The following is a 26,455-nucleotide window of genomic DNA, read 5'->3' as shown; positions in this document are numbered from 1 at the left end:
CTACCGCGGGCGTGATGCGGGCCGCGCATCCGGCCCGGGCGTCGACGCCTAGTCGGCGGTCTGTCCGGCCGCGACGATGCTGACGGTCTTGCGTCCGCGCTTGACGCCGAACTCGACGGCTCCTGCTTCCTTGGCGAACAACGTGTCGTCGCCGCCGCGCCCGACGCCGGCGCCGGGGTGGAATTTGGTGCCGCGCTGGCGGATCAGGATTTCGCCGGCCTTGACGACCTGGCCGCCGAATCGCTTCACGCCCAGCCGCTGTGCGGCGGAGTCGCGACCGTTGCGCGAGCTGGAAGCGCCCTTCTTGTGTGCCATGTCTGTCGCCTTACTACTTGATGCCGGTGACCTTCAGGACCGTCAGCTGCTGACGGTGGCCCTGACGCTTGTGGTAGCCGGTCTTGTTCTTGAACTTGTGGATGCGGATCTTGGGGCCTTTGGTGTGCTCGAGCACCTCACCGGTGACCGCGACCTTGGCCAGCGCGGCCGCGTCGCTGGTGACCTTGGCGCCGTCGACGACAAGGGCCACCGGCAGCGTCACGTTCGAACCCGGCTCGGAGTCCAGCTTCTCGACCTTGACCACGTCTCCGACGGCGACTTTGTACTGCTTGCCGCCGGTCTTGACGATTGCGTAGGTCGCCATCGTTGCTCCTGCCTCTTTCTGCTGGCCGCGCGCGTGCCACCGGCCTGCGCGGGGTGGGTCTGGGGTGCGGGTCCGCCCCCGGAAAAAACCCGGGCCCGGCGGTCCCGCCGCCGCCGGCCACGGTCGGCCTGACGACAACTGTCCAAGGGTACTTGACCAGCGGCTACAGGGTCAAACCGGCCCTCGGAAAGGCCCGGCGTCGGCGCAGGTCAGTCCACGTGGATCGGCGGGCCGGCCGGCCTGCCCGCGGCGCGGCGGCGGCGTGGGTGTCCCCCGGGCGAGCCGCCGTTTCCTGCGGAGTTCCGTGTGGTCTCGTCGTCGGAGTCGGCGTCCTCGTCGTCCAGATCGTCTTCGTCGTCGTCCAGGTCCAGGTCCTCGTCGTCGCCGAGATCCTCGTCGTCGAGGTCGTCGTCGCTGTCGTCGTCGCTGTCGTCGTCCGCGTCGAACTCGTCCTCGTCTTCGTCGGCATCCTCGAAGTCATCGGTGTCGGTGTCCTCGAGGCCGGCGGCACCCCGCTCCTCGGTCTCCTTGTCGACGGTGGCGGTGAGCACCTCGCCGGCCTCGTCGGGCTCGCCCTCGCCCTCGTCGTCCTGGCCGGCACCGGACGAGCCGGCGGCCATCGCCTTGAACATCGGGTGTTCGCCGGGTGCGTGCGCGGGCACCTTCGCCACGGTGGGCTGGTCGGCGGCCTCTTCGGTCCCCTTCTTCTTCGAGCGCCGGCCCCGTCGACCACCGGACTCGGACTTGCGGCCGTTCGACGGGGCGGAATCGACCGGGTCGCTGTGCAGCAGGATGCCGCGGCCGCCGCAGTTGGGGCACGACGACGAGAACGCCTCGATCAGCCCCGTGCCCAACCGCTTGCGCGTCAATTGCACCAGGCCCAGGGACGTCACCTCGGAAACCTGATGGCGGGTGCGGTCGCGGGCCAGCGCCTCGGTGAGCCGCCGCAGCACCAGGTCCCGGTTGGACTCCAGCACCATGTCGATGAAGTCGATGACCACGATGCCGCCGATGTCACGCAGCCGTAATTGGCGCACGATCTCCTCGGCCGCCTCCAGGTTGTTCTTGGTGACGGTCTGCTCGAGGTTGCCGCCGGACCCGGTGAACTTGCCGGTGTTGACGTCGACCACCGTCATGGCCTCGGTGCGGTCGATCACCAGCGTGCCGCCCGACGGCAGCCACACCTTCCGCTCCATCGCCTTGGCGAGTTGCTCGTCGATGCGGTGCACCGCGAACACGTCCGGGCCGCTCACATCATCCGGGCCGGAGGCCGGCTCGTACTTGGTCAGCTTCGAAACCAGCTCCGGGGCAACGGAATTCACGTACTCGTTGATCGTGCTCCAGGCCTCGTCGCCGGAGACGATGAGGCCGGCGAAGTCCTCGTTGAACAAGTCGCGGATGACCTTGACCAACACGTCCGGCTCTTCGTAGAGCGACACCGCGGCACCCGCGGCCTTTTCCTTGGTCTCGGCCGCCTTGGCCTCGATCTGCTGCCAGCGCTCCTGCAGGCGGGTGACGTCCTTGCGGATGTCGTCCTCCTTGACGCCCTCCGACGCGGTGCGGATGATCACTCCGGCGTCGGACGGCACCACCTCGCGCAGGATCTCCTTGAGCCGCTGGCGTTCGGTATCGGGCAGCTTGCGGCTGATCCCGGTCGACGACGCGCCCGGCACATAGACCAGGTAGCGACCCGCCAGCGACACCTGCGTGGTGAGCCGGGCGCCCTTGTGCCCCACCGGGTCCTTGCTGACCTGGACGACGACATAGTCGCCGGGCTTGAGGGCCTGCTCGATCTTGCGGTCGGACCCGCCCAGTCCGGCGGCCTCCCAGTTGACTTCGCCGGCGTAGAGCACGCCGTTGCGGCCGCGACCGATGTCGACGAACGCCGCCTCCATCGAGGGCAGCACGTTCTGCACGATCCCGAGGTAGATGTTGCCCACCAGGGACGCCGACGCCGCCGAGGTCACGAAGTGCTCGACGACGATGCCGTCCTCGAGCACCGCGATCTGGGTGTAACGCGCGCCGGGGTGCGGCGGCTCGGTGCGCACCCGGTCGCGGACGACCATCACCCGTTCGACGGCCTCGCGGCGCGCCAGGAATTCGGCCTCGGTCAGCACCGGCGGGCGGCGCCGCCCGGCGTCCCGCCCGTCGCGGCGGCGTTGCCGCTTGGCCTCCAGCCGGGTGGAGCCGTCGATGCCCTTGATCTCGGCGTTGCCGGAGCCCTCGCCGTTCTTGCCGGCGCGCGACGGCCGCTCGTGCACCACGGTGTTGGGCGGGTCGTCGGGCGACAGCCCCTCGTCGTTGTCGTCACCGGCTGCCGATTTGCGCCGCCTGCGCCTGCGGCGGCGGCGAGTGGCCCCGTCCGGCGAACCGTTCTCGTCGTCGGAGTCGTCGTCGGACTCGTCGGAGTCGCTGTCCTCGTCGCCGGTGTCGTCGTCGCCGTCGGGTCCGCCCTGTTCGCCGCGTCCGCGGCCACGCCCCCGACGCCCGCGGCGCCGGCGGCGGTTGGCCGGTCGATCGGCCTGGTCATCGTCTTCGTCGTCGGCTTCGTCCGAGTAGTCGCTCTCGTCGGCGGCACCGCCGGGACCGACCTCCACCGGCTGCGGCGCCACGAACAGCGGCAGATACTCCGCCGGCTCGGTGGAGCTCCGCAGCAGCAGCGGTTGCTGTTTGGCCGCCGCATGGCTGAACCCCGGGATGTTGGGCAGGGGTTTGGCGAAGATCAGGTCACGGACCCGGAGAGCGTCCTCGCGGTCGACGCCGGAATGCACGTTGCGGGTGCGCCCGTCGAGCGCGGTGAGCGCCTCGAGCACCTCTCTGTTGGTGCTGCCCAGCGCTCGCGCCAGCTGGTGCACCCTCAGGCGGTCCGGCAGGTCCTCGTGCTGCGCCGGCTCGTTGGCGGGATTCGAAGGCGGTGCACTGTCTACCACGTACTCTCCTCAAGCCCCCGGGCGCGTCGTTTCGACGCGGCCACGCGAGGGCTTCACTATGGGCCCGGGTCGCTTCTCCCAGGCTTGTGATGGTCTTGCCCCGAGCGGCTCGGGGAGAACTCACTCGGCGCCGTGCTGAATGTCGGCCTGACATGCGGCGCAACATCGCGGCGATGGCGATGGTCGCGCTTGTCCAAGTCTTCATTCGGGTGTCCGAAGCCGGTCCGGCGACGTTCACCCGCTGTCAGTATCCCACATCACCGCCCGTGCCCAACCGCAGCCGATACACGAACCTCAGCAAACGCCGTCGGGAGCCCGTGCGGCGGCTATCCCGCCAGCGCTAAATGCCTGGAAACCAGAGGCCGATCTCGCGCTTCGCGGAATCGGCCGAATCGGACCCATGCACCAGGTTGAACTGCGTTTCCAGCCCGAAGTCGCCCCGGATCGTGCCCGGGGATGCCTTGTCGACCGGGTCGGTACCCCCGGCGACCTGCCGGAATGCCGCAATCGCCCGCGGCCCCTCCACGACCGCGGCCACCACCGGCCCCGAGGTGATGAATTCCAGCAACGATCCGAAGAACGGCTTGCCCTCGTGTTCGGCGTAATGCTGGGCCGCCAGTTCTTCGCTGACGTGCCGGAGCTCCAGCGCCGCGATGGTGAGGCCTTTTCGCTCGATGCGGCTGATGATCTCGCCGATCAGGTGCCGCTCGACGGCGTCGGGCTTGATCAGTACCAGGGTCCGTTCGGTCACGGCGCACAGCGTACAGAACCCTTTGCCGATCGGCCCTACTCCTGCCTGCGGCGGACCTCGGCGCGGAAGTAGGCGATCAACGCCCACAATGCGGTGAAGAGCACCCCGATGAACCCCACCCCGGGGTAGACCGCGAAGCCGGCCAGCAGCACCACCTGGACGCCCAGGTTCACCCAGATCGCCCAGGGCCTGCGCTGGACCGCGGCAAGCAGGATCAGCACGACCGCCAGGCCGATCAGGTAGGCCAGCGACGCGGCGGTCAGTCCGCCACCGACGGCGCCCACCACCGGTATCGCGAGCAGCACCACGATCGCCTCGAGGATCAGCGTCGCGGCCATCACCGCGGCGAAGCTGCGCCACGGGTCGGCGGGCGGGGCCGGGTTCTGATCGGTCATTCCGGATCCCTGCCGAACAGGGTCCGGGCGGCCCCGGCGGTGACGACGGAACCGGTGACGACGATCCCGGTCCCCGAAAACGATTCCGCCGCATCACTTTCCGTGGCCGCCTCGTCGACCAGTGCGGTCGCGACGTCGATGGCGTCGCGCAGGTTCTCGGCGGTGGTGACGCGGTCCGGCCCGAACCGCTCGCCCGCGGCCAGCGCCAGCGCCTCGACGTCCAGGGCCCGCGGCGAGCCGTTGTGGGTGACGACGACGGAGTCGAAGGCCGGCTCCAGCGCGGCGAGGATGCCGTCTACGTCTTTGTCGGCCATCACGCTGATCACCCCGACCAGGTAGCGGAAGTCGAACTCGTCGGCCAGCGTCTGCGCCAGCGCCGCGGCGCCGGCGGGGTTGTGCGCCGCGTCGATGAACACCGTGGGCGCGCTGCGCATCCGCTCCAGCCGCCCGGGGCTTTTGACGGCGGCGAAGCCGGCCCGTACCGCGTCGACGTCGAGCTGGCGCTGCGCGCCGGCGCCGAAGAAGGCCTCGACCGCCGCCAGGGCCACCGCCGCGTTGTGCGCCTGGTGTTCGCCGTGCAGCGGCAGGTAGACGTCGGAGTACACCCCCCCGAGGCCCTGCAGCTGCAGCACCTGGCCGCCGATCGCGACCTGACGGCCCAGCACCGCGAACTCCGAATCCTCGCGGGCGACGGCGGCGTCGGCGCGCACGGCCTGGGCCAGCAGCACCTCCATGGCCTCGGAGACCTGGCGCGCGATGACGGCGACGGTGTCCGGTGCGCCGTCGGGCGCTTTGCCGATGATGCCGGCCTTCTCGCCGGCGATCCCGGCGATGTCGTCGCCGAGGTAGTCGACGTGGTCGATGCCGATCGGGGTGATCACCGCCACCGGCGCGTTGACCACGTTGGTGGCATCCCAGCGCCCGCCCATGCCGACCTCGACGACCGCGACGTCGACGGGCGCGTCGGCGAACGCGGCGAACGCCATCGCGGTGAGGACCTCGAACTTGCTCATCGCCGGTCCCCCGTCGGCCTGCGATTGCGCGTCGACCATCTGCACGAACGGCTCGATCTCGCGGTACGTCGCCACGTACCGCGCGGGGCTGATCGGTTGCCCGTCGATCGCGATGCGCTCGACGGCCGATTGCAGGTGCGGGCTGGTGGTTCGGCCGGTGCGCCGACCCAGCGCGGTCACCAGCGCGTCGACCATCCGCGCCACCGAAGTCTTGCCGTTGGTGCCCGCGATGTGGATCGACGGATAGCCCAGTTGCGGCGACCCGAGCAGGTCCATCAGGGCGCTGATCCGGGTCAGGCTCGGCTCGATCTTGGTCTCGGGCCAGCGTTGATCCAGCAGATGCTCGACCTGCAGCAGGGACGCGATCTCATCCGGTGTGGGATCCGCGCTGATGCGCGGTCCCCACTCGGGCTGCTCCAAAGTCATTGCAGCGCAGCCAGCCTCGCGTTGATCCGGTCGGTTTCCTCCTGGGCCACGCGCTGGCGGTCGCGGATCTTGGCGACGACCTGCTCGGGCGCCTTGGCCAGGAAGTCGGCGTTGCCGAGCTTGTCGGCCGTCGACGCGAGCTCCTTTTGCGCTGCGGCCAGGTCCTTTTCCAGGCGGCGGCGCTCCGCGGCGACGTCGATGGTGCCCGAAGTGTCCAGCTCGACGACGACGGTGCGGTCCATGGCGGGGCCCAGCCGAACCTCCAACGAGACCGAAGCGCTGAACTCGGGGGTGGGCTCTGTGAGCCACGCCAGTGCCGTCACCGCGCTCACCTGGCGGTCCAGGTCCGCGCTCCCGATACCGCCCAATCGGGCCGGCACCTTCTGCCGGTCGGCCAAGCCCTGTTCGCTGCGAAACCGGCGAACCTCGGTGACGAGCCGCTGCATGTCCGTGATCCGCTGCGCCGCAACGGGATCCAGAGCGACACCCGAGGGTTTCGGCCATTCGGCGATCACCAGCGACTCCTGGCCGGTCAACGCCTGCCAGAGCGCCTCGGTGAGGAACGGGATGACCGGATGCAGCAGCCGCAGCAGCGTGTCGAGCACCGCGGCCAGCACCGCGGTGGTGTGAGTGAGCCCATCGGCGAGCTGCGTCTTGGCCAATTCGACGTACCAGTCGCAGAATTCGTCCCAGGCGAAGTGGTAGAGCGATTCGCAGGCCCGGCTGAACTCGTAGCCGTCGAAGGCCGAATCGACCTCGGCGCGAACCTCTTCCAGCCGGCCGAGGATCCAGCGATCGGCGTCGGTGAGCCCGGCGCGCGCCGGTAGTGGCGCCGGCGCGGCGCCGTTCATCAGCGCGTAGCGGGTGGCGTTGAACAGCTTGGTGCAGAAGTTGCGCGAGGCCCGGACGGCGTCCTCCCCGACGGACAGGTCACCGCCGGGGCTGGCGCCGCGGGCCAGCGTGAACCGCAGGGCGTCGGCGCCGAACGCGTCAATCCAGTCCAGCGGGTCGATGACGTTGCCCCTGGACTTGCTCATCTTGCGTCCGTATTCGTCCCGGATCAGCCCGTGCAGAAAGACATCGGTGAACGGCACCTGCGGGCCGCGGCGGCCGCGGAGCGTGATGGCTTCGTCGTCGCCGACAAACGTGCCGAACATCATCATCCGCGCAACCCAGAAGAACAGGATGTCGTACCCGGTGACCAGAACGCTTGTCGGATAAAATTTTTCCAGCTCCGGGGTCGCTTCGGGCCAGCCCAGTGTGGAGAACGGCCACAGCCCGGACGAGAACCAGGTATCCAGCACGTCGGGGTCCTGCTCCCAGCCCTCCGGCGGCGCCTCGTCGGGACCGACGCACACCTGTTCGCCATCGGGCCCGTACCAGATCGGGATGCGGTGGCCCCACCACAGCTGGCGCGAGATGCACCAGTCGCGCATGTCGTCGACCCAGCCGAACCAACGCGGTTCCAGGCTGGCGGGGTGAATCACGGTGTCCCCGTTGCGAACCGCATCGCCGGCGGCCTTCGCCAGCGATTCGACCCTGACCCACCATTGCAGCGACAGGCGCGGTTCGATGACTTCACCGCTGCGCTCCGAATGTCCGACGCTGTGCAGGTAGGGCCGTTTCTCCTGCACGACGCGGCCCTGCGCGGCCAGTGCTTCGCGCACCGCGACGCGGGCCTCGAATCGGTCCATGCCGTCGAATTCGGTTCCCGTGCCGGTGATGACGGCCCTGGTGTCCATGATGCTCGGCATCGGAAGGTTGTGCCGCAGCCCGATTTCGAAGTCGTTGGGATCATGCGCGGGCGTGACTTTGACCGCACCGGTGCCGAACTCGGGGTCGACGTGCTCGTCGGCGACGATGACGAGCTCGCGGTCCACGAACGGGTGCGGCAGCCTGGTCCCGACCAGATGTGTGTAGCGCTTGTCGTCGGGATGCACGGCGATGGCCGTGTCGCCCAGCATGGTCTCCACCCGGGTGGTCGCGACCACGATGTGCGGCTCGTCGTCGCGCATCGACCCGTAGCGGAACGAGACCAGCTCGCCCTCGACCTCCTCGTGTACGACCTCGATGTCGGAGATCGCCGTCTGCAGCACCGGAGACCAGTTCACCAGCCGCTCGGCCCGATAGATCAGCCCGGCGTCGTAGAGCCGCTTGAAGATGGTGCGCACCGCCCGCGACAGGCCCTCGTCCATGGTGAACCGGTCGCGGCTCCAGTCCACGCCGTCGCCGAGCCGGCGCATCTGCCCGCCGATGGCGCCCCCGGACTCGCGCTTCCAGTCCCACACCTTCTCGACGAACAGCTCCCGGCCGAAGTCCTCCTTGGTCTTGCCGTCGACCGCGAGCTGCTTCTCCACCACGCTTTGCGTCGCGATGCCCGCGTGGTCCATGCCCGGCTGCCACAGCACCTCGAAGCCCTGCATGCGCTTGCGGCGGGTCAGCGCGTCCATCATCGTGTGTTCCAGCGCGTGGCCCATGTGCAGGCTGCCGGTCACGTTCGGCGGCGGCAGGACGATCGAATACGCCGGCTTCGCGCTGCTCGCGTCCGCCGTGAAGTAGCCCGCGTCCAGCCACCTCTGGTAGATGGCGCCCTCCATCGCGGCCGGATCCCACGACTTGGGCAGGTCGGCGGTGGGGCGGGGGCTGGCGGTCACCGGTCAATTCTAGGGAGACACGTTTGCCCGCGTGTAAGCGGCCGAATCCGCCTGGTCACACGGATTCGACCGCTGTCACCGCCCCGACGGTCAGGGAATGGTCAGCACTTGACCGGGCTGAATCAGGTCCGGGTTGGGGACACCGCTGGCATCCGCGATCACCTGGAATTTGCTTCCGTCACCGTAGAAGCGCTCCGCGATGGCCCACAGGCTGTCGCCCGGCTCGACGGTGTACGTCCGAACGGCGGGCTCTTCGGGCACGGCGGGCTCTTCGGCCGCGGCTTCGGCGACCGGTTCCTCGGCGGCGGCTTCCTCGGCTGCCGGCTCCTCGGGGGCCGTGGCGGCCTCGGGCGCCGGCGGCGGCGGGGCGTCCGTCTCAGTCTTTGTCGACCAGGCCGGCCCGTCGGCGGCGTACAGGACCAGATTGCGATCGTCCTGTAGCACCAGTTTGACGTCCTTCTTGCCCTCGGTGTCGCTGTGCCACACCGGTTTGTCCGCGGTGTACACCACGAAATTGCCGTCGGGCTGCACCTCGGCGCGCACGACGTCCTGGCCGTCGGTCCCGGTGGCCCAGAGCGCCTGGCCGCGAGATGCCAGCACCAGGTTGCCGTCGTCTTGCAATGTGAGGGTGTAGGCACCGTTGTGCGAGGTGAGCGACTCCCCTCGCACCAGCTTCTGCCCCGCGGTGAGCGTGTCCGACATTGCATTCCCCTCTCGTCGTCGTCCGGCCGATTGGGGTCAGACGTCATTTGCCTTGTCCGATAAGGACGAACCTACTCATCTTGGTTCGTTTAAGGCAGCCCCGAAATCGACGCAATCGAAACCATCCGCTAAGTGCCCGTGAACAATGCGGACAATTGCGATGGGAGCCGCGCTACTTCTTGCCGCCGAGCAGGCTGCCGAGGAGATCGCCGAGCGCGCCCCCCTTGCCGCCTAACACGTCGCCGAGAATTCCGCCAAGGGATTTGTCACCGGAGCCGCCACCGAGGATGCTGCCCAGCACCTCGCCGAGCCCGCCACCGGAGGCCGCCTCCGTCGGTTTCGATGCGCCGGCCTCGCCGCCTGGGCCGAGCCGTTTTCCGATGTATGCCAGCACGATTGGGAGCACTATCGGCAGCAACTGCTTGAGCAGGTCACGGTTGCCGGCCCCCCGATCGGCCAGCGCGGATGCGACCTGGTCGGCATCGGCACCGCCGAAGAGCGTCGCGACCGCCTGCTGACCGCCGCCGACGTCGAGCAGGCCCGGCGCGGCGTGACTGGTAGCCATGGATTCGATCCTGCTCGCGTGCTCGGGGTCTTGGGAGTTCTGCTGCAGGCCGCCGAGCAGGAGCGGCACCAACGTGTGAACGGCGTTGTCGACGTCGTCTTCGTCGGCGCCCAGCCTGCTTGCGATTTCAGAAGTGGGAATCTGGGCGTAGAGATCGTCGAGACCGGCCATCGGTGTGTCCACCTTCGTTGAGTAGAGCCAAGTCGCTTATGACAGTAGACCCATCAGGTGGGGACCGAAAGCCGTTGGGGCGGCCCGGGTCAGCCCAGCCGTTCGGTCTGCAAAGACACGCCGGCGGCGGGGAATCGCGCCAGCAAGGCGTCGCCCATCGCGGCCGCCGGGGTCAGCACGCCGAGCAGGTCGGAGAGTGTGTCGCGATCCAGCGCGAGCGCCAGGCCGCACTCGCCCAGCAGCACCGCGGTCGCCTTGTAGCCGGGGTCTCCTTGCTGCTCCATGCGCGCGACGTAGCGGGCGCCGGTGGTCGTGGTGGTGTAGGTCTCGATGCGGTAGTACCCGCGCTCGCGGGCCGCCTCGCTCGGACCCGTACCCGGTTTGGGCAGAACCCTCTCCACCAGGCGGCGCGGCAGGAACCGGAAGTAGCGGCTGCCCAGGCCCAGCATCGCGTTGCCGACGCCGCTGACGAGGGCCGAGGCCACCGGCGCGAGCGCGGACGACCCGACGCTCATGTTCTCGTCGTAGCGGAACCGCCGGCCGTACGCCCAGTCCAGCAGCGCGTTGCTGCGCCGCACGATGCGAGTGTTGTAGGGCGCCATCATGAATCCCGCGGTCCACACCCCGCCCAGCTCCGGCGCGATGTATCGACCGCGACGCCAGGGCAGATCCGGCTGCCGGCCGAGTTCGGGTTCCGCGCCGCGGTCCGTGGACAACGTGTAGGGGTCGGCGAGCTGGCGGCGCGCCTCGGGGTCGCGCGACGCGGTGTCCATGATTTCCACTCCGGACGCGATGGTGCCGCCGGACAACCCACCGGACAACGAGCGCACCACCAGGTGCGTGTCGGCGAGCTCGCCCGTGTCATCCCGCCGTGTGGCCCGGTACAGCGCGTATACGGTGAGATCCGAGGGGACCGAGTCGAAGCCGCAGGAGTGCACGATGCGGGCGCCGGTATCGGCGGCCTGCTTGTGGTGGCGATCGATGCTTTCCCGCACGAACGTCGCCTCGCCGGTCAGGTCGGCGTAATCGGTGCCCGCCGCGGCGCAGGCGGCGACCAGGGGCAAGCCGTAGCGGCTGTAGGGCCCGACGGTGGTGATCACGACCCGCGTCCGAGTCGCCATCTCGTCCAGCGTCGACGGCTGTGCGGCGTCGGCGGCCAGTATCGGCCAGTCCCGGGCGGATTCGCCCAGGGTGTCGCGGACGGCGCGCAGCCGGTCCGGCGACCTGCCGGCCAACGCGATCCGCGCGCCCGCGCCGGCGCGGGCCAGATAGTCGGCGGTCAGCTTCCCGACGAAGCCGGTCGCGCCGTACAGCACGATGTCGAACTCGCGCGGCGTTGCGGTCACCGGCCCGACGCTACCCGCGGACAAGTAATGCCGGGCGCAAGGCCCGGCATTACTTACCCCTCAAGAGGTGATGGTCAGCCGCGCCGACCGCACACCGGCCACGCGCCGATGCCCTGCGTGTGCAGCACGTTCTCGGCCACCCGGATCTGCTCCTCGCGGCTGGCGCTGGCCGGCGACCCCGACCCACCGTTGGCGTGCCAGGTGCTCGAGGTGAACTGCAGGCCACCGGCGAAGCCGTTACCGGTGCTGATCCCCCAGTTGCCGCCCGACTCGCACTGCGCGATGGCGTCCCAGTTCACGCTGTACGCCTTGTGCACCGGCGGAGGCGGCGGGGCGTCCGGCGCCGGGGGCGGCGGCGGAACGTTGGGGTCGAAGCCCGTGGGCGCCGGCGCGGGAGGCACGTCAACCGACGCCGGCGTCCGGCACCGGGGGCGGCGGAACGTTCGGGTCGAAGCCCACGGGCGCGGCCGCCCCGGCGGGGGGAACGTTCGGGTCAAAGCCCATCGGTTCCGCGGTGGCGGTGGCGGAGGGCACCGTCACCAGCGTGCCGGTGATCGCGGCGAGGATGAGCGTCTTGCGGACGTTCTTCAAATTTCTTCCTTTCGCGGTGCGCGCGCGCCAAAGCAGACCCACCGGGGTGGGTCGAAGGTCGTGATTGGTGCTCGAAGGTGCTCTAGGGACGTGCCGTCTCGTTCTGGCACGACAGCGGCGGGCGCTCGATATGCCCGGCGGGGTAGAACCCCGGGCCGCGGCGCGGCGCATGCCGCCCGCAGCCCCGCTCGCACGCGGGTCCGTGATTCGATTGTTGATTACTTTTCCGTCAACCCGTTTTCGGGCTACCAGGGACCGTACGAAACCTGGCCGCGTTCGTCATCTTCGGAAAATCGATATCTCGGATCGATAACGAGCCGATCACACAGCGATCGCATAATCGAATCCGCAGGTCAGCAATGCGTTTTTGGCCGGTGCCCAGTACTGGCCATAACAACCAGATCGTGAGCCGAATCACGGCCTTTTTGTGACCTGGCACACGCGCTTGCGGCGGCCACCGCGGGTCGACGGAACCGTCGACGACATTCATGCGCCTGCGGCGAACCGGCGCAAAATACAACAAGATACGCATCGCGGAGGGCCGACATGCCGGAAAAGAGTGAACGGGGCGATGGTTAGGACGAAAGCGTCTGCGCCACCAGGGTTTCCGCCAAATACAGCTTGTCTTAACTCGAATTAGCTTATCTATCAATGCCTTTCAGATGCGCGGCAAATCGCCGCACGACTGAATCGTCCGCTCCCGGCAGATGTTTCCCAACGTTCCGTCGGCGCTCCTTTTCCGCGCGTCGGGGCCGAAAAGCGCGCTGCGGCAAGGCGATACGGCACACCGATAACGGCCGCCGGCACTTCGCCATTATCGAGACGGCCGAAAAGTAAGTGTTGTAAATGGCCTTAACATTCAAAAGAATGGCAGAGACGAAAAAATTGCCCGCCCCACATGATCAATGGGACGGCTTGAGCCGATGCAACAATGCGGGCGCCGGCGCTCAGGCGCCGGTTCCCACCGCCGCGCGCAGTTCGGCGTCGGTGTTGACGTTGGTCAGCGGGCGCGAATCGGGCAGCACGATCTGCTGGGCGTCGGATGCGTCGATCAGGGCGCTCATCTTGCGCTCGCCGGCGGCGACCAGCGCCTCGATCCGATCGGCCAGGTCGGTGCGATACACCGCCGCCAGGTAGTGGCTGCGACCGTCCCACGGCAACACCACCTCGGCGTTGGTCTCGGTGGCGAGGCGGACGAGGTCGTCGATCACATCGGCGCTCAGCAGCGGCATGTCGACGGCACACACGAAGGCCAACCGCGCGCCCGCCTCCGCGGCCGCGCGCAGTCCCCGCCCGGTGGCCGGCAGCGGTCCCAGCCCGCGCACGTCGTCGCGGATGATCCGGGCCTGCAGGGCCGGCAACGGTTGTCCCGGGGCGGCCATCACGAACACCGGTTCGCAGCGCTGCGCGACGATGCCGACGACATACTCGGCCATCGTGGCGGTTCCCCCGGGGCCCGGCAAGGTGGCCTTGTCGCGGCCCATGCGCCGCGACTCTCCCCCAGCGACTATCACCCCGGCCAGTGACACTGCGTCGGGCATCTGCTCGCCCACGTCAGTCGACGGTCCAGGTGTCGCGCCCGGTCAGCAGCGACTGCAGGGCGGCGGAGTCGAACGGCTTCGATGCCTGCGCGGCGCGGACCTGGGAGCGTGCCGCGTCGTCGTAGGTGGGCCGGCTGATGTTACGGAAGATGCCCAGCACGGTGTGGTCGAGGTTCTGATCCGACAGCCGCGACAGGGCGAACGCGTAGGCCGAGTCGTCGGCGTGCGCGTCGTGCACGACGATCTCGTCGACGCTCACGTCGGCGGTTTTGGCCACCTCCAGGCTGAAGCCGGACTTGACCACGCAGTATTCGCCGTTGGCGCCGAACACAATTGGCTCGCCGTGGTGGACGTTGATCACCCGCTCCTCCGCGCCCTCCTTGCGCAGCGCGTCGAAGGAGCCGTCGTTGAAGATCGGGCAGTCCTGCAGGATTTCGACGACCGCGGCGCCGCGGTGTCCGGCGGCGGCGCGCAGCACCTCGGTCAGCCCGGTGCGGTCGGAGTCCAGCGCGCGACCGACGAACGTCGCCTCGGCGCCCAGCGCGAGTGACACCGGGTTGAACGGCTGGTCGAGCGAACCCATCGGCGTCGACTTGGTGACCTTGCCGACCTCCGAGGTGGGCGAGTACTGGCCCTTGGTCAGGCCGTAGATCCGGTTGTTGAACAGCAGGATGGTGATGTTGACGTTGCGGCGCAGCGCGTGGATCAGGTGGTTGCCGCCGATCGACAGCGCGTCGCCGTCGCCGGTGACCACCCACACCGACAGGTCCTCCCGGGCCAGCGCCAAACCGGTCGCGATCGCCGGCGCGCGGCCGTGGATCGAATGGAACCCGTAGGTCTCCAGGTAGTAGGGGAACCGGCTGGAGCAGCCGATGCCGCTGATGAAGACGATGTTCTCGCGGCGCAGCCCGAGGTCCGGCAGGAAGTTGCGGATCGTGTTGAGGATGACGTAGTCACCGCAGCCCGGGCACCAACGCACCTCCTGGTCGCTGGTGAAGTCCTTGGCCTTCTGGGGCGGGTCCCCGGCAGACACCGTCGGAACCCCGTCGTTCTTGGTCAGCCTCGGGGTGACCCCGAGGTCTGCGCCAACCAGGTCGGTCATTCGCTAGCTCCCGCTCCCACCGTTGCTGCCGCCATTCTGGCGACCATCTTCTTGTCTTGCTCGATTTCGGCCAACGTGCCGCCCAGCGCGGCTCGGATGAGGCGCCCGATCTCGTCGGCGAGGAACGCGACGCCCTGAACCTTGGTGACCGATTGCACCTCGACCAGGTACTTGCCGCGCAGGATCAGCGCCAGCTGGCCCAGGTTCATCTCCGGGCACACCACCATCGGGTAGCGCCGCAGCACGTCGCCGAGGTTCGCCGGGAACGGGCTGAGGTGGCGCAGATGGGCGTGGGCGACCTTGATGCCCTTGCGCCGCGCGCGCCGGCAGGCCTCGCCGATCGGACCGTACGAGCTGCCCCAGCCGATCAGCAGCAGCTCGGCGTCACCGGTCGGGTCGTCGACCTCCAGGTCGGGGACGGCGATGCCGTCGATCTTGGCCTGGCGGATGCGAACCATGAGGTCGTGGTTGACCGGCTCGTAGGAGATGTTGCCGGAGCCGTTGGCGGCCTCCAGCCCGCCGATGCGGTGCTCGAGCCCGGGGGTGCCCGGGACGGCGAACTGCCGGGCCAGCGTCTCCGGGTCACGGTTGTACGGCTGGAAGGGCTCGCCGGGCTTGGCGAAGGTGTGCGTGATGGGCTGCAGCGAGCCGACGTCCGGGATCCGCCACGGCTCGGAACCGTTGGCGATCGCGCCGTCGGACAGCACGATCACCGGCGTGTGGTACGACACCGCGATGCGCACCGCCTCGATGGCGGTCTCGAAGCAGTCCGACGGCGACCGCGGCGCCACCACCGCGACGGGCGATTCCCCGTTGCGGCCGTACAGCGCCTGCAGCAAATCGGCCTGCTCGGTCTTGGTGGGCAGCCCCGTCGACGGCCCGCCCCGCTGAACGTCGATGACCAGCAGCGGCAGCTCGGTCATCACCGCCAGGCCCAGCGCCTCGGATTTCAGCGAGATGCCGGGTCCCGACGTGCTGGTGACGCCGAGGGCTCCGCCGTAGGAGGCGCCGATCGCCGCGCAGATGCCGCCGATCTCGTCCTCGGCCTGGAAGGTGATCACGTTGAAGTTCTTGTGCTTGGACAGCTCGTGCAGGATGTCGGAGGCGGGTGTGATCGGGTAGCTGCCCAGCACGACCTGGATGCCGGCCAGCTGACCGGCGGTGACGATGCCGTAGGCCAGCGCGGTGTTGCCGGAGATCTGGCGGTATTCGCCCGACGGCAGGGACGCCCGGGAGACCTCGTAGGTGGTGCCGAACGCCTCGGTGGTCTCGCCGTAGTTCCAGCCCGCCTTCAGCGCGAGCACGTTGGCCTCGGCGATGTCGGGCTTGCGGGCGAACTTCTCGCGGATGAATTTCTCGCTGGCTTCGATCGGCCGCCCGTACATCCACGACAACAGGCCGAGGGCGAACATGTTCTTGGCCCGCTGGCCGTCCTTCTTCGACGCCCCGATCGTCTCGACGGCGCCGAGCGTCAGCGTCGTCATCGCGACGGAGTGCACGACGTAGTCGGACAGCTCGTCGGACTCCAGCGGGTTCGTTACGTAGCCCACCTTCGTCAGGTTGCGCTTGGTGAACTCGTCGGAGTTCGCGATGACCATTCCGCCGCGGGGCAAGTCGCCGATGTTGGCCTTCAGCGCCGCGGGGTTCATGGCGACCAGCACGTCGGGGCGGTCGCCGGCGGTCAGGATGTCGTAATCGGCGATCTGGATCTGGAAGGACGAGACCCCGGGCAATGTGCCTGCGGGGGCGCGGATCTCGGCGGGGTAGTTCGGCTGGGTCGCCAGGTCGTTTCCGAACAGGGCTGCCTCCGAGGTGAACCGGTCACCGGTCAGCTGCATGCCGTCGCCTGAGTCCCCGGCGAATCGAATGACGACCTGTTCTATGCGCTGACGATCGGACGACCCATTCCCAGAGGAGCCATTGCGAGAATCAGACCCGGCTCCGCTGCCGTTCGGATCCACGTATCCGCCTTCCATTCGTTATCCGGATAGGCACCGCGCTGGAGCTTCACGTTACGCGCCATTTTGGCCGCTCCCGCGCCGTCAAGCTTGTGTGTCACTAGTAGTACCAATTATGGCACTCCTTTTAGGCGAGCATGGACGTCTCGAAAGCATTGCACGCAGCGGTTTTGCACCCGATGCCGAAGTCAGCCAGCGCCGGCGGTGCGGTCAGGCCAAAACTGTGGTATTGGTCACGTTCGTTGCGCGGAAGCGACGGCTGGTTGCCGGGGGGCCGTCTCCGGCATCGCGACGAGATAGAGGACGAACCCCGCGGCCGCCAAGACGCCGAGGAAGGCGAAGGCGGCGTTGTAGCCGGCCGCGACCACGATCGAGCCCGCGACGAGGTTCGACACCGAGGCGCCGATGCCCGTCGCGGCCGTCACCGCCCCCAGGCTGACGTTGAACCGGCCGGTCCCGTGCGTCACGTCCTGCACGACGAGCGGAAACAGCGCGCCGAACACACCGGCGCCGACGCCGTCGAGCAGTTGCACGCCGACCAGCCAATAGGAGTTGCCCGACAGCGTGTAGAGGAAGCCGCGCGCGGCGAGCACCGCGAATCCGGCCAGGAAGATCGGCTTGCGCCCCCAGGAATCGGCCTTGGCCCCGGCAACGTAGGCGACCGGCACCATCACCACCTGCGCGGCCACGATGCAGCCAGCCATCAGCGCGGTCCCGACGTCCTTGTTGTGCAGCGCCAGCAGCTGACCGACCAGCGGGAGCATCGCCGCGTTGGCGAAGTGAAAGGCGACGACCGTCGCGGCGAAGATCAGCAGCCTGCGGTTGTGCAGCAGCACGGCCAGCCCGGACGGTTGCCGGTGCGGCTCGCCGGGGGCGTGGTCCATGCCGCGCGCGACGTCGTGATCGATCGCGTCGGCCGGGATGCGCAGCGTCGCGATCACGCTGCCGGCCGCCATCGCGGCAAGCACCCAGAACACCACGACCGGTCCGAAGAAATAGGCCAGGCCGCCGGTGACAGCCGCCGCGGACGCGTTGCCGGTGTGGTTGAACGCCTCGTTTCGGCCGACCCGCCGGGAGAAGAGGCGGGGACCGACCACGCCCAGGGTGATCGCGGCCAAGGCCGGCGCGAAAACCGAACCGGCGATCCCGGTCAGGGCCTGTAGGACCGAGATCGAGTAGAAGCCGGGGAACAACGGCATCGCCAGCGATCCGGCGGTGACCGCCAGCGCGCCGGCGATGATCACCGCCCGCTTGGCGGTCGTCCGGTCCACCAGCGCGCCGGCCGGCGCCTGGGCGATGATCGCCCCGATGCCGCCGACCGCCATGACGAACCCGATCGAGCCCTGGTCCCAATGGTGGGTCAGCAGAAGGTAAATGGAGAGGTACGGGCCCAGCCCGTCGCGAACGTCGGCCAGCAGAAAATTCAGTACGTCCAGCGCGCGCGCCAGTCGGCGCGGAACTGCGACGGGGTGCTCAACACCGGGCGGCATGCGCATCTAATACCCAGATGCGCGGCCCGCCGACCGGCGAGTTGTCAGGCGCTCTTGTCGCGGCGCTCGCTGCGCGACGGCTTGCGCGGCACGATCGTCGGCAGCACGTTGTCCTGCACGGTCTCCTTGGTCACCACGACCTTGGCGACGTCGTCGCGGCTCGGGATGTCGTACATCACCGGCAGCAGGACCTCTTCCATGATCGCCCGCAGGCCGCGCGCGCCGGTGCCGCGGTGGATCGCCTGATCGGCGATGGCCTCCAGCGCGTCGTCGGTGAATTCCAGTTCCACGCCGTCCATTTCGAACAGACGGGTGTACTGCTTGACCAGAGCGTTCTTCGGCTCGGACAGGATCTTGACCAACGACTCCATGTCCAGGTTGGTGACCGACGCGACGACCGGGAGCCGTCCGATGAACTCGGGGATCAGGCCGAACTTGATCAGGTCCTCGGGCATCACTTCGGCGAAGTGATCGGTGGTGTCGATCTCGGCCTTGGAGCGGACCTCGGCGCCGAAGCCCAGGCCGCGCTTGCCGACGCGCTCGTAGATGATCTTTTCCAGCCCGGCGAACGCACCCGCGACGATGAACAGCACGTTGGTGGTGTCGATCTGGATGAATTCCTGGTGCGGGTGCTTGCGGCCGCCCTGCGGGGGCACCGACGCCTGGGTGCCCTCCAGGATCTTCAGCAGCGCCTGCTGGACGCCCTCGCCGGAGACGTCACGGGTGATCGACGGGTTCTCGCTCTTGCGGGCGATCTTGTCGACCTCGTCGATGTAGATGATGCCGGTCTCGGCGCGCTTGACGTCGTAGTCGGCGGCCTGGATGAGTTTGAGGAGGATGTTCTCGACGTCCTCGCCGACGTAGCCGGCCTCGGTCAGCGCGGTGGCGTCGGCGATGGCGAAGGGGACGTTGAGCATCTTGGCCAGCGTCTGCGCCAGGTAGGTCTTGCCGCAGCCGGTGGGCCCGAGCATCAGGATGTTGGACTTGGTCAGCTCCACCGGCTCGGACCGGGAGTCGCGGCCCTTCTCGCCGGCCTGGATCCGCTTGTAGTGGTTGTAGACGGCGACGGCCAGCGTGCGCTTCGCGGTGTCCTGCCCGATGACGTAGCCCTCCAGGAATTCCCGGATCTCGGCGGGCTTGGGCAGTTCGTCGAGCTTGACGTCGTCGGCGTCGGCGAGTTCCTCTTCGATGATCTCGTTGCAGAGGTCGATGCACTCATCGCAGATGTAGACACCGGGGCCAGCAATGAGTTTCTTTACCTGCTTTTGGCTCTTCCCGCAGAAGGAGCACTTAAGCAGGTCACCGCCGTCTCCGATGCGCGCCATGGTGCTGAGGGCCTACTTCCTTATTCGCCGTTCGTCTTGCTGTGCCGCATGTATTCCCCGACGCTACCCGCTTGCTCGTGCCCCCCGCGACCATTACCGCCGAATCGCGTCGTTGATATTCGAGGGAGTTCGTGGGACCTTCATGCTCTTCTGTCTGAAGAAACATATAGCCAGACGGCCCCCGTCACTCGCCGAGACGCGCATTCCGTGCCTTTGGCGTGTCGCGGTCGTGACCCGAGCGAGTCCGGTCCGCTCCAACAACCCTACATTTACCGGGTGGGGTTGGCAGTCGGGTTTGGCGAGCCCAGCGAGTCCGTGGTCATCAGCGACGGCGGGTTGGCCACCGAGCTGGAGGCGCGCGGTTTCGACCTTTCCGACCCGCTGTGGTCGGCCAGGCTGCTGGCCGACGCGCCACGCGAGATCATCGCCGCGCACGCCGCGTACTTTCAGGCCGGCGCCACGATCGCGACGACGGCCAGCTACCAGGCGTCGTTCGCGGGCTTCGCGGCGCACGGGCTCGGCCGGCGCGAGGCCGAGACCCTCTTGCGCCGCAGCGTGGAGCTCGCGAAGGCCGCGCGCGAGCAGGCCGGCGCCGACGGGCTCGTCGTAGCCGCGTCGGTCGGCCCGTACGGCGCCGCGCTGGCCGACGGGTCCGAATACCGGGGCCGCTACGGCCTGTCGGTCGCGGACTTGACGCGGTGGCACCGGCCCCGGCTGGAGGTTTTGGCGGACGCCGGGGCCGACGTGCTGGCGTGCGAAACGGTGCCCGACGCCGACGAGGCCGAGGCGCTGGTGAACCTGGTCCGCTCCGCGGGCGTGCCGGCCTGGCTGAGCTACACGATCGACGGGACCCGGACCCGCGCCGGCCAACCGTTGGCCGACGCATTCGCCGTGGCGGCCGGGGTCCCCGAGATCGTCGCGATCGGCGTCAACTGCTGCGCGCCCGACGACGTGGTGCCGGCGATCGGCGTGGCCGCGAGCGTCGGCAAGCCGGTGATCGTCTACCCGAACAGCGGGGAGCGCTGGGATGGCCGTGGTTGGGTTGGTGCGCGGCGCTTCTCCGCGCAGCTGGCGCGGGAGTGGGTGGCGGCCGGGGCGCGGATTGTCGGCGGATGTTGCCGGGTGGGCCCCTCTGATATCGCCGACGTTCGCCGAGCGTGTCGTCAGGGCGAAAAATCAGCCGAAAACTCGCCGTGAGTTCACGCTCAGCGAATGTCGCTAAGCGGTTTGCGCCGAGAGCTTGCGGTACTCCAGCACGGTGTCGATGATCCCGTAGTCCTTGGCCTCTTCGGCGGTCAGGATCTTGTCGCGGTCGGTGTCCTTGCGGATGGTCGCGGCGTCCTTGCCGGTGTGGCGGGCCAGCGTGGTCTCCATCAGCGTGCGCATGCGCTCGATCTCGGCGGCCTGGATCTCCAGGTCGGAGAACTGTCCCTGGATCACGCCCGACAGCGACGGCTGATGGATCAGCACACGCGCGTTGGGCAGTGCCATCCGCTTGCCGGGGGTCCCGGCGGCCAGCAGCACCGCGGCGGCCGAGGCGGCCTGGCCCAGGCACACCGTCTGGATGTCAGCGCGCACGTACTGCATGGTGTCGTAGATCGCCATCAGCGACGTGAACCCGCCGCCGGGCGAGTTGATGTACATGGTGATGTCGCGGTCGGGGTCCAGCGACTCCAGCACCAGCAGCTGCGCCATGATGTCGTTGGCCGACGCGTCGTCGACCTGCACGCCGAGGAAGATGATGCGTTCCTCGAACAGCTTGTTGTAGGGGTTCGACTCCTTCACACCGAAACTGGAGTGCTCGATGAACGACGGCAGGATGTACCGCGCCTGGGGCTGGAGCTGAGGGTCTAGAGGATTCACTGGGCTTCTCCGTTGGTGAAGTGAGCGGCGCGGGTGATGATGTGGTCGACGAAACCGTATTCGAGGGCTTCCTGCGCGGTGAACCAGCGATCGCGGTCGGAGTCGGCCTCGATTCGCTCGATCGGCTGCCCGGTGAATTCGGCGTTGAGCCGGAACATCTCTTTCTTGATGACGGCGAATTGCTCGGCCTGGATGGCGATGTCGGCCGCGCTGCCGGTCACCCCGCCCAGCGGCTGGTGCATCAGGATCCGGGCGTGCGGCAGCGCGTACCGCTTACCCTTGGTGCCGGCCGCCAGAAGGAACTCACCCATCGAGGCGGCCATGCCCATCGCGTAGGTGGCGATGTCGCAGGGCGCCAAGACCATGGTGTCGTAGATGGCCATCCCGGCGCTGATGGACCCGCCGGGCGAGTTGATGTACAGCGAAATGTCCTTGTCCGCGTCCTCGGCGGCGAGCAACAAGATCTGCGCACACAGCCGGTTCGCGACCTCGTCATTGACTTCCGAACCCAGGAAGATGATGCGCTCGGAGAGCAAGCGCTCATAGACCGAGTCCGTGAGGTTGAGACCCTGCGAGGGCGAACGCATGTCAGTCACGACTGGGTTACCTGCTTTCTCGAGTTCTTCTCTGTTCCGACCCTAACCAACCAGGTCCGCTGTTGGGCGGCCGCGCAGCCCTGAAATGGGCGCGTTCGCTCACAGCGTCATGACGGGTCACTCCGCTTCGTCGTCGGCGGCGCCGGCCTCCTCGGCCTTAGCCTCCTCGGCCTCCGCCTCCGGCTCGGCCTCGTCGCCCTCCGGGCCTGATTTGTCGGCCTCCTCGGCCTCCGCCTCCGGCTCGGCCTCGTCGCCCTCCGGGCGCCTGCCGAAGAACTCGCTCGTGTCGATGGCGTTGCCGTCGGTGTCGGTCACCGTCGCGGCCTCGACGACGGCGGCGATGGCCAGCCCGCGGCGCACGTCGGCGAACATGGCGGGCAGCTGGTTGTTCTCCTGCAGATAGGCGAACAGCTGCTGCGGCTCGATGCCGTACTGCCGGGCGGTCATCAGCAGCCGCTCGGTCAGGTCCTGCTGGCCGACCTGGATTTCCAGCTCGTCGGCCACCGCATCCAACAAGAGCTGCTTCTTGACGTCCGACTCGGCGGCGTTATGGGCGTCGACCTCGAACTGCTGGCGTGACTTGCCCTGCTCGCGGAGCGCCTCGGCGAACTTGGCCTCGTCATGGTCGAAGCCGTGCAGCGCGTTGTGCACGGCGGTGTCGGCCTGGGCCTGAACGATCGACTCGGGCAGCGGAACGTCGACCCGCTCGAGCAGGGCGTCGATCGCGGCGTCGCGAATCTGCTCCGCCTGCTGGGCGCGCTTGGCTCGCCCGACCTGCTCGCGCAGGTTGGACCGCAGCTCGTCGATCGTGTCGAATTCGCTGGCCAATTGGGCGAATTCGTCGTCGGGCTCGGGAAGTTCGCGTTCCTTGATCGACCTGACCGTGACGGTGACCTGCGCGTCTTTGCCGGCGTGCTCGCCGGTCGCCAACTGCGCGGTGAATACCCGTGACTCGTCGACGGACAGGCCGACCAGTGCGTCGTCCAGGCCCGCGATGAGCCGTCCGGAACCGACCTCGTGCGAGAGTCCCTCGGCGGTCGCGTTCGGCACCTCCTCGCCGTCGACGGTGGCCGACAGGTCGATCGAGACGAAGTCGCCGTCGGCCACCGGCCGCTCGACCCCCGTCAGCGTGCCGAACCGGGCGCGCAACGACTCCAGCTCGGCCTCGACGTCGTCTTCGCTGACGTCGACCGGGGCGACCGACACCTTCAGCGAGCCCAGGTCCGGAAGGGCGATCTTGGGGCGGACGTCGACCTCGGCGGTGAACGTCAGCTCCCCGCCGTACTCCTTCTTGGTGACCTCGATCTCCGGCTGTCCCAGGGGGTGGACTTCCGACTCCGCGACCGCCTGCCCATACCGGGCGGGCAAAGCGTCGTTGACGACCTGGTCGAGCATCGCCTCTCGGCCGAACCGGGCCTCGAGCAGCTTCGCGGGCGCCTTGCCGGGCCGGAACCCGGGCAGCCGCACCTGCTTGGCCAGCTCTTTGTAGGCCCGCTGGAAATCGGGCTCGAGCTCGGTGAACGGCACCTCCACGTTGATGCGCACCCGGGTGGGGCTCAACTGCTCGACGCTGCTCTTCACGGGTTTGCTCCTCGGTGTTTCGGTGGATCGGCGCAGTGTGTGGTCGGGGTGACAGGATTTGAACCTGCGGCCTTCCGCTCCCAAAGCGGATGCGCTACCAAGCTGCGCTACACCCCGCGCTGACCTCGAAATCCTACGGCCCGGGGGCGGCGGCTTCGCAGGGGACCTGCACGAGCCCCGGACCTCACGGAGCCATCACGAAACCGCTTCGATTAGATTTGATGTTCGCCGCCAGATACAGTCTCGCTCGACTAAAGCTTGCGGGCGTAGCTCAATGGTAGAGCCCTAGTCTTCCAAACTAGCTACGCGGGTTCGATTCCCGTCGCCCGCTCGGGAAGGTACCTGTGCAACCGGGGGAGGCCATGCGCCACGCCGACATCCATGGCTCGTGCGCGACCGACTTCGTCGGGGTCCGCGACGCATTCGAGCGCAACTTTGCGCAGGGCAAAGAGGTCGGCGCGGCCGTGGCGGTGTGGGTGGACGGCGACCTCGTCGTCAACCTCTGGGGCGGCTGGGCCGACGCCGCCGGCACCCGGCCCTGGCGACAAGACACCCTGACGACGGTGCTGTCCGGCACCAAGGGCCTGTCGGCCACCTGCGTGCACCAGCTGGCCGACCGCGGCGAGCTGGACCTGCACGCGCCGGTGGCGCGCTACTGGCCCGAGTTCGGTCAGGCGGGCAAGGAAGCCATCACGTTGGCGATGGTGATGGGCCATCGCTCCGGCGTCATCGGGCCGCGCACCCGCATGCGCTGGGAAGACGTCGCCGACTGGGACTTCGTCTGCGATCAACTGGCCGCTGCCGACCCCTGGTGGGAGCCCGGCACCGCACAGGGCTACCACATGACCACGTTCGGCTTCATCCTCGGCGAGGTCTTCCGCCGCGTAACGGGCCGCACCATCGGCCACTACCTGCGCACCGAGATCGCCGAACCCCTGGGCGCCGACGTCCACATCGGACTGCCCCTTGCCGAGCAGCGCCGCTGCGCCGAGCGGGTGAACAAGCCGCACGCCAGGGACCTGCTGGCCGAGGCACAAGCCCCCGGCTACCCGACCAGCCTGGCCGAACACCCGAAGGCGGGGCTGTCCATCGCGATGGGGTTCGCGCCCGACGACGAACTGGGCTCTCACGACCTGGGGCTGTGGCGTGAGCTGGAGTTCCCCGGCACCAACGGCCAGGTGTCGGCGCTGGGGTTGGCGACCTTCTACAACGCGCTCGCGCAGGAGAAGCTCCTCAGCCGTGAGCACATGGAACTGGTCAGGGTCGCGCAGGGCGGTTTCGACACCGACTTGGTGCTGGGCCCGCGGGTCGCCGACCACGGGTGGGGTCTGGGCTACATGCTCAACCAGCGCTGCGTCAACGGACCCAACCCCCGGATCTTCGGTCACGGTGGCCTCGGCGGTTCGTTCGGGTTCGTCGACCTGGAACACGGGATCGGCTACGCCTACGTGGCGAATCGCTTCGACGCCACCAAGGCGAATGCCGATCCGCGCAGCCTCGCATTGAGCGACGAGGTCTACGCCGCGCTCGGCCTCGTCGAGCGCGCCTCGGCATAAACCCGCGCCCTGCCGAACGGTCATCGGCAGGGCGCGGTTGATCGGATAAGTGTCAGCGATGATCCCAGCCGGGACCGCCCGGACCGCCCGGTCCGCGCCAGGGCTCGGGGTGCGGGTTCGGGCCGGGACCGCGCCAGTTGTCGTGGCAATGCCCGCGGTCCCAGTTGTCGCCCCAGCCCGGATCCCAGAAGTCGCCGGGGCACCATTGCGGGAACGGCCCGGGCTGCGCGTGGGCCTCGGTGGCGGCGCCGAGGCCGCCCAGCCCGAGACCGACGATTATCGCGAAAACGGTTGCAGCTAAAAGTGGAAGAGGTTTCACGGTCGCTACCAATACCCCCGCCGGAGCGGCCCTCAAACAATAGACGCCAGCGTTTCTTGCTGAGCGTTTCCTGTCAGCCGGCGCCGGCCCCGCCGACCTGGCGATTCCTCGATCCGCGCCGCGGTGAGGTTGGTCACGTCTGGCAGGCCGGGCACCAGAACACGTTTCGCCCCTCCAGCACCTCCGTACGGATCGGGCCGCCGCACACCCGGCAGGCCTCCCCCGCGCGCCGGTACACGTATGTCCGTGGCCGCCCCGGCCGGTATGACGGCGGACCGTGGTCGTGTTCGGGCAGCACCACGACGATCTTGCCGCGGCGCAGGCCGACCTTCATCAACGCCACCAGATCGGTCCAGGCCGCGTCGAACTCCGCCTCCCCGATCCCCCGGCCGGGCCGGAAGGGATCGATGCGGTGGCGGAAGAGCAACTCGTTGCGGTAGACGTTGCCCACGCCGGCCATGACCGTCTGGTCCATCAGCAGTGCCCCAATGGGCCTGCGGGACTTGGCGATTCGGGCCCACGCCCAGGACGGGTCGGCGTCGCTGCGTAACGGGTCGGGACCGAGCCTGGCCACCACGTCGCTGACCTGGCCCTCGTCGATGACTTCGCACACGGTCGGACCGCGCAAGTCGGTGCCGTAGCCCTCCCCGACCATCCGCATCCGCACCTGCCCGACCGGAGGGGGTGGCGGCTCCCCGGCGGCGCGCTCCCACTCGGTGAATGCGCCGTAGAGGCCCAGATGCACGTGCACGATCGGGCCGCCGTCGTAGTGATGAAACAGGTGCTTGCCCCAGGCGCTGGTCCGTCGCAGCACCCGGCCGTCCACCACGGCCGCCGCTCCCGCGAACCGGCCCTGCGGGCTCGACACCGCGACCGGCGCACCGCCGTATCGGCGTTGATGCAGCCGGGCCAGCCGGTGCAGGGTGTGCCCCTCGGGCAC

The 26,455-nt window shown here is 68.6% G+C and carries 21 protein-coding genes, 2 tRNA genes and 2 pseudogenes; 3 read left to right on the top strand and 22 right to left on the bottom strand.

The window, feature by feature from the left end; all coding sequences use genetic code 11:
* Positions 1-48: 48 nt before the first annotated feature.
* From rpmA to clpX, 16 genes and pseudogenes are all read right to left on the bottom strand, one after another.
* Positions 49-315: a 50S ribosomal protein L27 gene (gene rpmA, locus A5696_RS08570; RefSeq protein ID WP_067876332.1), complete on the bottom strand. Its 267-nt coding sequence runs from the start codon at positions 313-315 to the stop codon at positions 49-51.
* A gap of 13 nt (positions 316-328) precedes the next feature.
* Positions 329-640: a 50S ribosomal protein L21 gene (gene rplU, locus A5696_RS08565; RefSeq protein ID WP_067007977.1), complete on the bottom strand. Its 312-nt coding sequence runs from the start codon at positions 638-640 to the stop codon at positions 329-331.
* A gap of 209 nt (positions 641-849) precedes the next feature.
* The gene (locus A5696_RS08560; RefSeq protein ID WP_067876329.1) at positions 850-3,570 is read right to left on the bottom strand and encodes an Rne/Rng family ribonuclease; all 2,721 of its coding nucleotides are present in this window, start codon (positions 3,568-3,570) and stop codon (positions 850-852) included.
* A 340-nt stretch (positions 3,571-3,910) separates the two neighbouring features.
* Positions 3,911-4,321, bottom strand: a complete 411-nt coding sequence (ndk, locus tag A5696_RS08555) for a nucleoside-diphosphate kinase (protein ID WP_067876326.1) — start codon at positions 4,319-4,321, stop codon at positions 3,911-3,913.
* Between the two features lie 35 nt (positions 4,322-4,356).
* On the bottom strand, positions 4,357-4,716 hold the full coding sequence (locus A5696_RS08550) for a DUF4233 domain-containing protein (RefSeq protein WP_067876322.1): 360 nt from the start codon (positions 4,714-4,716) through the stop codon (positions 4,357-4,359).
* Complete coding sequence (locus A5696_RS08545) at positions 4,713-6,155, bottom strand: folylpolyglutamate synthase/dihydrofolate synthase family protein (RefSeq protein ID WP_067876319.1); 1,443 nt, start codon at positions 6,153-6,155, stop codon at positions 4,713-4,715. Before A5696_RS08545 ends, A5696_RS08550 begins: the two co-directional genes overlap by 4 nt.
* Positions 6,152-8,809: a valine--tRNA ligase gene (locus tag A5696_RS08540; protein WP_067876316.1), complete on the bottom strand. Its 2,658-nt coding sequence runs from the start codon at positions 8,807-8,809 to the stop codon at positions 6,152-6,154. Before A5696_RS08540 ends, A5696_RS08545 begins: the two co-directional genes overlap by 4 nt.
* Positions 8,810-8,899: 90 nt before the next feature.
* On the bottom strand, positions 8,900-9,511 hold the full coding sequence (locus A5696_RS08535; protein ID WP_067876313.1) for a LysM peptidoglycan-binding domain-containing protein: 612 nt from the start codon (positions 9,509-9,511) through the stop codon (positions 8,900-8,902).
* A gap of 172 nt (positions 9,512-9,683) precedes the next feature.
* Positions 9,684-10,247, bottom strand: coding sequence for a DUF937 domain-containing protein (locus A5696_RS08530; protein ID WP_067876310.1), 564 nt, complete (start codon positions 10,245-10,247; stop codon positions 9,684-9,686).
* Between the two features lie 89 nt (positions 10,248-10,336).
* A complete protein-coding gene (locus tag A5696_RS08525; RefSeq protein WP_067876307.1) occupies positions 10,337-11,593 on the bottom strand; it encodes a trans-acting enoyl reductase family protein in 1,257 nt (418 codons plus the stop codon).
* Positions 11,594-11,667: 74 nt separating this feature from the next.
* A pseudogene (locus A5696_RS29120) lies at positions 11,668-12,184 on the bottom strand (transglycosylase family protein).
* 947 nt (positions 12,185-13,131) lie between these two features.
* A complete protein-coding gene (gene mobA / locus A5696_RS08510; RefSeq protein ID WP_067876626.1) occupies positions 13,132-13,725 on the bottom strand; it encodes a molybdenum cofactor guanylyltransferase in 594 nt (197 codons plus the stop codon).
* A gap of 13 nt (positions 13,726-13,738) precedes the next feature.
* Positions 13,739-14,827: a 2-oxoacid:ferredoxin oxidoreductase subunit beta gene (locus A5696_RS08505; protein WP_067876302.1), complete on the bottom strand. Its 1,089-nt coding sequence runs from the start codon at positions 14,825-14,827 to the stop codon at positions 13,739-13,741.
* Positions 14,824-16,788, bottom strand: coding sequence for a 2-oxoacid:acceptor oxidoreductase subunit alpha (locus A5696_RS08500; protein WP_156738302.1), 1,965 nt, complete (start codon positions 16,786-16,788; stop codon positions 14,824-14,826). Before A5696_RS08500 ends, A5696_RS08505 begins: the two co-directional genes overlap by 4 nt.
* A gap of 230 nt (positions 16,789-17,018) precedes the next feature.
* Complete coding sequence (locus A5696_RS08495; RefSeq protein ID WP_067876296.1) at positions 17,019-18,275, bottom strand: MFS transporter; 1,257 nt, start codon at positions 18,273-18,275, stop codon at positions 17,019-17,021.
* Positions 18,276-18,319: 44 nt separating this feature from the next.
* On the bottom strand, positions 18,320-19,600 hold the full coding sequence (gene clpX / locus A5696_RS08490) for an ATP-dependent Clp protease ATP-binding subunit ClpX (RefSeq protein ID WP_067876293.1): 1,281 nt from the start codon (positions 19,598-19,600) through the stop codon (positions 18,320-18,322).
* 276 nt (positions 19,601-19,876) lie between these two features.
* Between clpX and mmuM the strand changes: the two genes are divergently transcribed.
* The gene (mmuM, locus tag A5696_RS08485; RefSeq protein ID WP_067876290.1) at positions 19,877-20,797 is read left to right on the top strand and encodes a homocysteine S-methyltransferase; all 921 of its coding nucleotides are present in this window, start codon (positions 19,877-19,879) and stop codon (positions 20,795-20,797) included.
* Positions 20,798-20,818: 21 nt separating this feature from the next.
* On the opposite strand, the gene clpP2 is transcribed toward mmuM, so the two are convergent.
* The 4 genes and pseudogenes from clpP2 to A5696_RS08465 all read right to left on the bottom strand — a co-directional run bounded on the left by clpP2 (position 20,819) and on the right by A5696_RS08465 (position 23,757).
* A complete protein-coding gene (gene clpP2 / locus A5696_RS08480) occupies positions 20,819-21,463 on the bottom strand; it encodes an ATP-dependent CLP protease proteolytic subunit ClpP2 (protein WP_067876287.1) in 645 nt (214 codons plus the stop codon).
* The gene (gene clpP1 / locus A5696_RS08475) at positions 21,460-22,050 is read right to left on the bottom strand and encodes an ATP-dependent CLP protease proteolytic subunit ClpP1 (protein ID WP_067876284.1); all 591 of its coding nucleotides are present in this window, start codon (positions 22,048-22,050) and stop codon (positions 21,460-21,462) included. Before clpP1 ends, clpP2 begins: the two co-directional genes overlap by 4 nt.
* Positions 22,051-22,245: 195 nt before the next feature.
* Positions 22,246-23,640 (bottom strand): annotated as a pseudogene (gene tig / locus A5696_RS08470) (trigger factor); the annotation flags it as partial.
* Positions 23,641-23,680: 40 nt separating this feature from the next.
* Positions 23,681-23,757 (bottom strand) — tRNA-Pro (locus A5696_RS08465).
* Between the two features lie 143 nt (positions 23,758-23,900).
* Here A5696_RS08465 and A5696_RS08460 point away from each other — a divergent pair.
* Both A5696_RS08460 and A5696_RS08455 read left to right on the top strand, forming a co-directional pair.
* Positions 23,901-23,971, top strand: a tRNA-Gly gene (locus A5696_RS08460).
* A 31-nt stretch (positions 23,972-24,002) separates the two neighbouring features.
* Positions 24,003-25,196 (top strand): serine hydrolase domain-containing protein, encoded by a 1,194-nt coding sequence (locus tag A5696_RS08455; protein ID WP_067876622.1) that lies wholly within the window; start codon positions 24,003-24,005, stop codon positions 25,194-25,196.
* 52 nt (positions 25,197-25,248) lie between these two features.
* On the opposite strand, the gene A5696_RS26985 is transcribed toward A5696_RS08455, so the two are convergent.
* Both A5696_RS26985 and A5696_RS08450 read right to left on the bottom strand, forming a co-directional pair.
* Positions 25,249-25,515: a hypothetical protein gene (locus A5696_RS26985; protein WP_082956475.1), complete on the bottom strand. Its 267-nt coding sequence runs from the start codon at positions 25,513-25,515 to the stop codon at positions 25,249-25,251.
* A gap of 133 nt (positions 25,516-25,648) precedes the next feature.
* Positions 25,649-26,455, bottom strand: a complete 807-nt coding sequence (locus A5696_RS08450) for an Fpg/Nei family DNA glycosylase (RefSeq protein ID WP_067876277.1) — start codon at positions 26,453-26,455, stop codon at positions 25,649-25,651.

The sequence above is a fragment of the Mycobacterium sp. E2699 genome, assembly GCF_001666745.1.
GTDB lineage: Bacteria > Actinomycetota > Actinomycetes > Mycobacteriales > Mycobacteriaceae > Mycobacterium.
The sequence above is the reverse complement of the archived record's forward strand: the minus strand, read 5'-3'. Positions and strand labels throughout refer to the sequence as shown.

Bases quoted from the DNA above. Each gene is read 5' to 3' on its own strand.
- rpmA (WP_067876332.1), bottom strand. From the start codon at position 315: ATGGCACACAAGAAGGGCGCTTCCAGCTCGCGCAACGGTCGCGACTCC.
- rplU (WP_067007977.1), bottom strand. From the start codon at position 640: ATGGCGACCTACGCAATCGTCAAGACCGGCGGCAAGCAGTACAAAGTC.
- A5696_RS08550 (WP_067876322.1), bottom strand. From the start codon at position 4,716: ATGACCGATCAGAACCCGGCCCCGCCCGCCGACCCGTGGCGCAGCTTC.
- A5696_RS08545 (WP_067876319.1), bottom strand. From the start codon at position 6,155: ATGACTTTGGAGCAGCCCGAGTGGGGACCGCGCATCAGCGCGGATCCC.
- A5696_RS08535 (WP_067876313.1), bottom strand. From the start codon at position 9,511: ATGTCGGACACGCTCACCGCGGGGCAGAAGCTGGTGCGAGGGGAGTCG.
- A5696_RS08530 (WP_067876310.1), bottom strand. From the start codon at position 10,247: ATGGCCGGTCTCGACGATCTCTACGCCCAGATTCCCACTTCTGAAATC.
- mobA (WP_067876626.1), bottom strand. From the start codon at position 13,725: ATGCCCGACGCAGTGTCACTGGCCGGGGTGATAGTCGCTGGGGGAGAG.
- A5696_RS08505 (WP_067876302.1), bottom strand. From the start codon at position 14,827: ATGACCGACCTGGTTGGCGCAGACCTCGGGGTCACCCCGAGGCTGACC.
- A5696_RS08495 (WP_067876296.1), bottom strand. From the start codon at position 18,275: ATGCCGCCCGGTGTTGAGCACCCCGTCGCAGTTCCGCGCCGACTGGCG.
- clpX (WP_067876293.1), bottom strand. From the start codon at position 19,600: ATGGCGCGCATCGGAGACGGCGGTGACCTGCTTAAGTGCTCCTTCTGC.
- clpP1 (WP_067876284.1), bottom strand. From the start codon at position 22,050: ATGCGTTCGCCCTCGCAGGGTCTCAACCTCACGGACTCGGTCTATGAG.
- A5696_RS08455 (WP_067876622.1), top strand. From the start codon at position 24,003: ATGCGCCACGCCGACATCCATGGCTCGTGCGCGACCGACTTCGTCGGG.